Genomic DNA, 9326 nt, shown 5'->3' on the forward strand with positions numbered 1-9326 from the left:
CTTTGGGCTGCGAGCCGACGTCCACTTCGGGTTGTGATTTCGCTTTCAGCCACAGACTGGCGGAGTTTGCGGGTCTAACTTCACAGAAACCACTAATTTTTGTAGGTCTCTCATCAAAGGAGATCGGCGATGTACCAGCCCACAGACGTAGTCACGACACTCGACGATGTGTACAAGGATATGCGTCGTCCTTATCCCAGCCAGACGTCAAAGTTCATCAACAGAATTGATGACCACATCCGCGTCTGGATTGAACACAGTACGTTCATGACGATGGCAACCGTGGACGCGAATGGGAATATGGATGTTTCACCAAAGGGGGATCCAGCCGGGTTTGTGAAGATACTGGACGACAAGACCCTCGCCATTCCCGACCGTCCCGGCAATCATAGATATGATGGGTTTCAAAACATCATCGAGACGGGGCGTATCGGGTTGGTTTTTCTTGTGCCGCACCGGAACGAGGTCGTTCGCTTGAACGGAAGTGCCCAGGTGATCCGAGACCTATCCGTGCGTGAAGCCTGCGCGATCAACGGTCGAATACCTGACTTCGCGGTGCTCACCTATGTCGAGGAAGCGTTTTACCACTGTGGTAAGTCGATTATTCGTTCAAAGCTTTGGCAGCCTGAAGTGCACGCTAAACCGGATGACCTGCCGACCTATGCAGAAGCTTTGATTGCGCATGGAAAGCTTGAAGTCGACTATGACGAAATGAGCGCTCATCTCCGCAACAACGAGGAAAACCGGTTGTACGACGAATGAACTCAGAGCTGTTCTCGTCTTCTACTGGCGACTCCCTCAAGCCAGATTTGTAAGGTCTCAGACTGCACAAGCTTTTTTCGCGCAAATATCCGCTTCGGGCTTGGGGTCCGGTAGTCAGTACATGGCGCCGCAAAGGTCTGCAAGGGGCCCAAAGTATCGAATGAGTAAGGCGCATTAACAGCGGCTTCGTTCGGACACGTCCGGCCTCCGCAAGCCCCAAGACATTTTGACCAGCAGCTCCCGTTCGCCGTCTGGGCCGAGCCGGAAAACTGGCCCCGGATTTCTGGGAAAGATTGCTGGCAGCGGTTGCGCACTACCCAGATGATCGTCGGCCATCTGTTACGTCAAAAAGCTGACGCATGGCCTCTTGCGAGGTGAGGTTGGAGTATAGATTGCACATGACATCGATCACGGCGTCATGCGTCAAGGCCCGCAGAGATGCGGGCCTTTTCAGTTTCGCTTCTATTCAAGATCAGAAGATGAAGTCTGCCGCATCAATGTCCGCGACATCCATATTTTGAAGAGTGATTTGATCTGGTCCGCCGTGGCTGATCACAACATCAGCGCCGTTCTGCGAGATCACTAGATCTGCCAACGATGTGACCGACGCATCGCCGCTGAAGTCCATGAGGTCCACACCATCTTCAAAGTCTGTGATAGTGTCTCTGTTCGATCCGTTGCCAAAGACGAAAACGTCTGCGCCGGAGCCACCAGTGAGGATGTCTTTGCCTGTACCGCCGTCGAGTACGTCGTTGTCGGCACCACCGTACAGCTTGTCGTTGCCGGACCCGCCATTCAAAGTGTCATCTCCTGCATCGCCATGCAGACGATCATTGCGGGCGCCTCCGTTCAATACGTCGTCCCCGTCACCGGCTTTCAAGAGGTCGTTGCCATCGTCTCCATTCAAGGTGTCGTTACCGGCTCCAGCGGTCAGTTTGTCCTTGCCGGCACCACCGTTCAAAACATCGTCGCCACCATAGCCATCGAGGTGGTCGTCGCCTTCCCCACCGGTGATGATGTCGAGATCTTCGGACCCTTTCAGCTGGTCGTTGCCGATCGTGCCGTCGATGACATTTTCGAGAACTGTTTCTTCCAGTGAAACACTGTAGGTTTCATTGTCACCGGTTTGCAGCGCAAATGCAAAGCTGGTTATGCCAGGCGCTGGAGTGAAGGAGAAACTGAAGGTGTTACCGTCCACTTCTGGTGCGGTGCTCGATGCAAAATGGCGATCGAAACCAGTCGTTTCCAGAGGGGCGCCGTCAACGAAATTGAAACCATGCGAATGGAAGTCAGAATGGTTCACCAATATCAGGGAAAGGTTGCCCGTCGGATCAGCGACCGTGACCGAAATTGTGTAGGTTTCGCCTGGCGTCAACCCGGTCAGGTTGATGGCGTCTTGCGTATCAGTCGGAGATAGCGTTCCGTTGAAGACGTCTCCAACGGCGATGTTATAGCTGCCGCTCGCATGTGCGTTTAAAACGGAGTCAAATGTTTCGTTGATTGTTGGCATTTCCGATACCCTTTTTGACAAGTTTTTTTGAGGGCGCCGGTGTCATCTGCTCGGCCAACCCATGGGCAGCGGGCTACAGACAAACTTGGGCGTCAAATCGACGAGATTGCGAAAAATTCTATAAAAAGTGTTTGCGCTTTGACACATTTGGTCAGGATTCTAGCAATGCCTGGGCACAGAGAATAAGGGAACCCACAGGCTCCTTTGTGTTGACACACCTTACTCAAGTTCGCGCAACGATCCAATGTCCAGCTTGAGCCCACAATAACCGACGCAGCAAGTTGCACGAATGTCTGCTTTTCAAGCGATGCCAAAGAGCCAAGGGAATCCAGCGAAGTTTTTTGCCGAGGGTCTAGGGATTCGTCGCACAGATTTTCATTGCGCTCAGCGCGCTTGCTCAAAGCGGCAGATACGATCGTATGCAAGTGGGATTTGCAGCACGGAGCGCTGTGGAACTGACGTTAGCTTCATATTCGACTTTGCGCGAGGAAAGCCAACCGATTACGAGCGGCAACAGGGAAACCAGTGGCCTCCCCTAAGCCTGTTGCAGTGCTCTCGCCGCGTAACTCCACGACATGAGTTCGTTAAGGCGTGTGACCTTGGTTGGCGATTTGGTGGAGAAACCATATGAACGATGCTTGGGGATGACGCCACTGAGCCTAGCAGACCAATTCAGTGGAGTAGGCGCATTGATCTTGGCCTGTAACGTGGGCAAAGACTCTGAACCAGATGTCGATGAGGCGCCTTCACGCAGCTAACGTACTAGGGTTCGGTCAATTCAATACATCACCGTATTGAGAGTGATGGAGATCGGTCGCCCGGCTTTGATCTTTGCGCTGCCACGGGCCATCAGCCAGCCGTCTTCGCGCTCTAGAAGCGCAACAAGCCTAAGGGTGGTCGACGTATATGCGACAGCGGGCCATGTGAATAGGAAATCGATCTGATGTGACTTTCCATCACTTTCAATGCTTATGGCTTGATCGCCCGGCTTTTTTTCCGGAACAGCGGTGTCATCCATAAAAATCTCAATCCGGCCCACCGGGATGACCTTCCCGCCTGCGTAAGTCACTCTGCCGCGCATGTCCTCCGGTTGGGCATGTGCTGTTTCTGCAAACATGGCAATCCCCAGTATCGGCACCCCGACAAGTAGCGTGCGGCGATTGAAACAGAGCGTCAATTCGGCATCTCCTTTTCGGTTTCATCATGTGTGCTGGCTCGGCCGACATTGCGCTTGCGGGAACCGGAAGGGCTGCACTAAACGCACCCCTTCCGATGGGCGTCAGATGATGACGAAGTCGTCCGCAGACAAGTCCAGGTTTCGGTCCAGCCGTGCAAACTGGATCGCTTCACCGCCACCTGAACCATCCGCATCATAGAACAACGCACCGTTATCCGTGTTGTAGATGATACGGTCATCGCTGTCGCGGGCCACCCCCGAAGCGCTGCTGTGGAATGAGTTGAATGCCAGCGCGCCTTCGCGGCCCAACTCCAGGAAGACCCGATTGTCGAGAAGGATCAGATCCTCATCGATCTCAAAGTCCCTGATCCGGTCGATGTTTCCATCCCCGAGATCTGTGGAGAAACGGAAGGTATCATCTCCCAGTCCGCCCGTGAGCGTGTCGCCCCCTAGTCCACCATCGAGCAGATCGCTGCCTCGCCCTCCGAACAGTACATCTGAGCCTGCTTCACCTGGTTCGGCGGGCGCTGGCGGGAATTCGACGGAGACGTTGAGCGTATATGTCGAGCCTTCGGGAACGACTTCTGTCCAGCCGCCCTCCTCAGACTCCTGCGTCCAACTTCCTTGCAGTATGTAGTAGGTTTCAGTTTCTTCAACGACGTGAACCGTGCTCGAATCGCGTATGGAGGTAGAGCCGGGGTCGCCGCCGCCATCGTCATTCTCGGTCACGACTTTTCCGTTGCTGTCTAGGAGCCGGATCCAGCTGTCGTGCACATTCGGGTCCGCGATGCCGTCGACGTCAATGGACAGAATGGTGCCGGCCACCAGTTCGATGCTGTAATAACCGCCCTGGCCATTTCCGGTCGCTTCGACGGTAGTGTGAAGCACTGTTGTCGAGTCGAAGATGTTCGGGTCCGCTTCCAGCGAAAAGTTGTCCGAGATGTCGAATGCCGTGGCGATTGAGTTGTTCGTCGCATCGGGTCCAAGCGTTACGTAGCCCGTGCCCAAACCAGGTGTCGGCAGGGTGCCATCTTCGTAAGCGAAGTCACCGAGCAGAGTGTCATCTCCGTTCCCACCACGCAACTTGTCATCACCCCCCTGTCCAGTCAGGACATTGGCGGCCTCGTCCCCGCGCAGAAGATCACCGAAGCCGGAGCCGGAGAGATTTTCGATTGAGACATAGGTATCACCGTCGGATCCGTCGCGACGCAGATTAAGCATGACCCCGCTGTTCGCGTCTGAATAGTCTGCGGTGTCACTACCGGCACCGCCATCCAACAGATCGCCTCCACCGCCGCCGGTCAACGTGTCGTCGCCCGCGCCGGCAGTCAGACCATTCACCTGATCGTCGCCGATGAGCCAGTCATCGTGAAAGGAGCCCTGCACATTTTCAAAACCCACAAGGATGTCGTGCTCGATCGCTGTACCACGACCGACAATCTGAACGGGTCCCGTGGCGTCCCCGCCCATGGCCATGCCATTGGCAAGATCGACAGTTACGCCACTTGAGCTGTTTCTGTAGACCACCGTGTCGATGCCTTCCCCGCCATCAAGATAGTCCTGACCGGCGCCACCGATGATCACATCATCGCCCCCTTCACCGTACAGAATGTCACCATCTCTGCCACCGTCCAGTGTGTCGCTGCCATCGCGACCGTTGAAGACGTCTCCGCCGCCCTGACCGATGAAGTGGTTGGCTGCGGAGGTCCCGATGAAGCGGTCGATCCGGTCATCGGATCCAATCAGACCCTCAATGCTATAGAACGTGTCGCCAGATGCTGTGCCGCCATTGGCAAAGTTGGTTTCAAGATTGACGATCAGTTGGAACGGGCTTTCACGGCTGTAGTCCACCGTGTCGCTGCCCGCACCGCCCCGGAAGACATCCACGCCCGCCTGACCGCTCAGCACATCGTCACCGTCACCGCCATCCAGCAGATCATCGCCCTGACCGCCCAGAATGGTGTCGTTGCCATCGCCGCCATAAAGCGCGTCGTTGCCGTCGTCGCTTTCGGTCTGATCCTCAAGATCTTCGATGTCGATGGTATTGTTGATGTCGCGGCTGGCAAGGGAATCCGTGCCGCCAATGATGATATCATCACCGCCAAGTCCGAAGATGGTATTGTCGCCAGCGCAGCCGTCTATCGTCTCATCCGTGTCGTCACCCACGATGATGCTGGTTCGGGTGTTGTCTCCGGGGGTCGGGGGCGTATCGCCGTCATCCTCTTCCAATTCGGCGATGGTGCTGTCGACATAGATGATGTTTTCGACATTGGCGATGTTCCCGATTTCCAGATCTCGCGACATCACGAAGACAGTATCATTGCCACCATCCATCTCTTCGCGCACCACGTCATCAAGGGAATCTACGAAATAGGTGTCGTCACCGTCACCGCCAGCCATCCGGTCACCGCCACCGCGGCCATCCAGGACATTGTCGCCAGCATTGCCGATAATGATGTCGTCATGTTGGCTGCCGATCCCGTTTTCGATGTAGTATTCGGTTTCATCCTCATTGTGGCCGGCAAAGATGGACACGTTGTTGTTGTGGCCGTTCACGCTGGAAAAATGTCCGGCGCGCATATCGAGGATGGTGCCCGCGATCGAGCCGGAAAAGTCCATCGTATCGGTGCCGCCGGTGTCGTGGATGACAAAACCGATATCGCGGGTCATGCCTGACGAGGTCAGTTCATAGCCATATTTCGTGCTGTTGAAGCCATAGACATCGTCATCGGTGTTCAGGTTGATTGTTTGGTACGTGCGCTCGCCGTTTTCGTCGACGGTTGAGAAGTAGGTGCGAATGACAGCTTCGATGTCACCCATCAACGGGGTCGCCGCAGACCAGCGCGTGTCCTCACCCACGTCAATCCCATCGAAATAGGACATGACGCTGTATTGCTGCCGGTCATAGATCCATGTGGCGTTGTTCAGATAGTTGATCTGAACGCCGCCGGGGCCACTGTAGTTGTAAAGACCCGGGTGGTTCAGGCCGAACTCATGACCGAATTCGTGAATGAAGGTGTCAAAGACGTAGCCGCCGATATCCGTGAGGTTGGGTTCGGTGTCGTGGAAGCGTTGCCCGACGCTGATGTATCGGTCGCTGGAAAAGGCGCTACCATCGCTTTGCTCGCCAATCTCCGGGCTGACCACCTGCATCCAGTCCGTGTCTTCGTCATAGGGCGTGTCGTCGACGATTTCGAACTCGAACGGTGTGACAGACGCCCACATCTCGAGCGCGCCAACGGCGGCTTCCTGATAGTCGGGGTGGTTGCTGAGCTCGGATACGTTGATCCGGAGCGGTTCGGCCGCGATCTCTGGTGTCAGGCTTCGTGGCAATGCGCCCAGGTAATCGAGATAGGCTTCGTAATCTTCACTTTTGCCAAAAGGATTGTCCGGCGTCTGGTCATTTTCCCACCACGCATCCTCGGCAGTGTCGGCATTCATATTTGCCGAGGTCGCCGGTTGATCGGATTCAGCTGCCGTGGGGCTGTCTGTCGCTTCATCCATATCAGCCCTTTCCGTGGCTTCGGCGCTGTCATGAGCCTCAACCGGGTTGGGGTTGTTCGCATCAAGAGCTGTCAGAGCGGCCAATGTCGGCGTCAGGGTCATCGCCTCGCCCAGGACCACTTGCAGACCTATCTGATCCGAACCGATCTTTCCAAATGAAGTTTCTTGTTCGGGGCCGTACCCCAGTTGGCACATCATGCACATCTTCAGATTATCCTTTCGCAGAGACGCCGGTGTCACTAGTTCAGATCGACGGAGAGAATAGGCGACGGACAGTGGCTTTGCTGATCACGTCGGAAACGATGAACTTCTTTGTTTTTTGAGGCGGCTAGCTAAGGCCACGCTGTCATGTTTTGGGACTCCTCTACCGGCAACCGTAAATCGCTACGGTCGTTCAGGATTTGCGGCACCCATGATCAACGGGCGTCGGGGTGACGGACTTGGGGGGCAAAGGGCTGGTTAAAAAACATGACACCTTCATCACTGGCGGATGCAGTGTTTGTGGTGCACATAAAGTTCTACCTTGAATTGAATAATCACCGTTTCGTGATGCAGTTCAACTGGAAATCCAAATCACGCCGTGATCGGCGAAACTTGGCTTGAAAATGGGAGTTTACCTTGGGTAACCAAAGCGAGACCGATGACCCTGACCCGTGCCGCATTGATCCTTGGCTTGCTCTCCGTTGTAGGACCATTCGCCATCGACATGTATCTGCCTGCAATGCCAGTGATTGCGGCAGACCTGGCGGTCGAACCAGCCGCTGTTCAGGGCACTTTGATCGCGTACTTTTTCGGCTTTGGTCTGGCGCAGCTGATCTATGGCCCCTGGTCGGATCAGGTGGGCCGCAAGGCGCCCCTTTACTTCGGGATGACTGTGTTTGCTCTGGCCTCAGTCGGCTGCGCCCTCGCCTCGAGCATCGAGGTGTTGATGGCCTTCCGCGTTTTGCAGGGTCTTGGCGGGGCAGTGCTGCTGGTTCTTCCGCGCGCTGTCATCCGGGACCTGCGTACCGGCCCAGAGGCCATGAAACTGATGGCGCTGGTCATGTTGGTCGTCTCAGTCTCTCCTATGGTCGCGCCACTCGTGGGCAGTGGTCTGCTGGCGCTCGGCCCTTGGCGGGTCATCTTTTGGGCGCTAAGCGCGGCGGCGGTACTCAGCCTTGCACTGACGGCGACGGCTTTGCCGGAAACGCTGGCGGCGGAAAAACGATCGCGGATCGACCTTCCGCAGCTATGGCGCGATGCACGGCTGCTGCTGCGCGATCCGGTGTTCATGGGGCTGACCTTGATCGGTGGCTTCGGCAGCTTCATGGTGTTCATCGCCAGCGCGTCGTTCGTCTACAGCAGCCAGTTCGGTTTGATCCCGACCGGCTTCAGCCTTGCCTTTGCAGTCAATGCGCTCGGCTTCTTTGCCGCCTCGCTAGGGGCGTGGTTCGGCACCGTCCATCTGATCCGCATGGCGGTCGTTGGGTTCGCAGTCCTAACCCTGCTCCTGCTCGCTTTGGTCGCGTCTGATTTTGGTACGCTTCTGACCATCATCGCTGGATTATTTCTGGCCAATGCCTGTCTCGGCCTCCTGATACCGACCACGATGGTCCTGGCGCTCGATCCCCATGGGCGCATCGCCGGCCTTGCCTCCTCACTCGGCGACACTGTGCAGATGCTGACGGGCGGCTTGATGGTGACCCTCTCAGGCCTGTTCTTCGACGGCACGGCCCTGCCGATGATCGCTGGAACCGCAGCCTGTGCGGTTCTCACCTTCGCCGTGGCGCTCCCAACACTTCGCCGATTGACACTTGCCGCGTCGAGCGCGCCGTAACCACGAAAGGAATCCTCAATGGACACATCAATTCCCAAGTCCACTCCGGCACACCTGAAAGTTGCGATGCTCTGTTACCCGGGCATGACCATGCTGGACCTGACTGGACCGCAAGCCGTTTTGGGGTCTCATGCCGAGACGTACCTCGTCTGGAAGACGCTCGACCCGGTGGCCACCGACTCTGGCCTATCGATCAACCCCTCACATACCTTCGAAGATCTTCCAGACGACCTGGACGTGCTGTTCGTGCCGGGCGGCTACACCGCCACCGGGACGATGGGTGAAGATGACGTGATCGACTTTCTTGCGCACACCGGAGGCACCGCCAAATATGTCACCTCCGTCTGCTCCGGTGCACTGCTCCTTGGCATGGCGGGGCTGCTCGATGGCTACCGGGCCGCGACCCATTGGGCTGTCTATGATGTGCTGGAGGCACTTGGGGTTGAGCCAGATCACTCCCGCGTCGTTCATGACCGCAACCGCATGACCGGCGGCGGTGTGACTGCGGGCAGATTCGGCAAATCCAGCACCACGTAGCGGCTTTGCAAGGGCTCCGG

6 protein-coding genes are annotated in these 9326 nt (G+C 56.4%); 3 read left to right on the forward strand and 3 right to left on the reverse strand.

Annotated features, from left to right (window positions below; all coding sequences use genetic code 11):
• Window positions 1-129 precede the first annotated feature (129 nt).
• Entirely contained in the window at window positions 130-762 is a 633-nt protein-coding gene (locus AC6RA8_RS18755) for an MSMEG_1061 family FMN-dependent PPOX-type flavoprotein (protein WP_500354803.1), read from the forward strand.
• A gap of 472 nt (window positions 763-1234) precedes the next feature.
• On the opposite strand, the gene AC6RA8_RS18760 is transcribed toward AC6RA8_RS18755, so the two are convergent.
• The 3 genes from AC6RA8_RS18760 to AC6RA8_RS18770 form a co-directional block, all read right to left on the reverse strand.
• A complete protein-coding gene (locus AC6RA8_RS18760) occupies window positions 1235-2272 on the reverse strand; it encodes a calcium-binding protein (protein ID WP_500354804.1) in 1038 nt (345 codons plus the stop codon).
• 778 nt (window positions 2273-3050) lie between these two features.
• Window positions 3051-3449, reverse strand: a complete 399-nt coding sequence (locus tag AC6RA8_RS18765; RefSeq protein ID WP_500354806.1) for a hypothetical protein — start codon at window positions 3447-3449, stop codon at window positions 3051-3053.
• A gap of 102 nt (window positions 3450-3551) precedes the next feature.
• A complete protein-coding gene (locus AC6RA8_RS18770; protein ID WP_500354808.1) occupies window positions 3552-7157 on the reverse strand; it encodes a M10 family metallopeptidase C-terminal domain-containing protein in 3606 nt (1201 codons plus the stop codon).
• 436 nt (window positions 7158-7593) lie between these two features.
• On the opposite strand from AC6RA8_RS18770, the gene AC6RA8_RS18775 reads away from it, so the two are divergent.
• Entirely contained in the window at window positions 7594-8769 is a 1176-nt protein-coding gene (locus AC6RA8_RS18775) for a multidrug effflux MFS transporter (protein WP_500354810.1), read from the forward strand.
• 18 nt (window positions 8770-8787) lie between these two features.
• Window positions 8788-9306 carry a DJ-1/PfpI family protein gene (locus AC6RA8_RS18780; RefSeq protein ID WP_500354812.1) on the forward strand — a complete coding sequence of 173 codons (519 nt, stop codon included), beginning with the start codon at window positions 8788-8790 and terminating at the stop codon, window positions 9304-9306.
• The last annotated feature ends 20 nt before the right edge of the window (window positions 9307-9326 follow it).

The sequence above is a fragment of the Tateyamaria sp. genome (assembly GCF_059783535.1).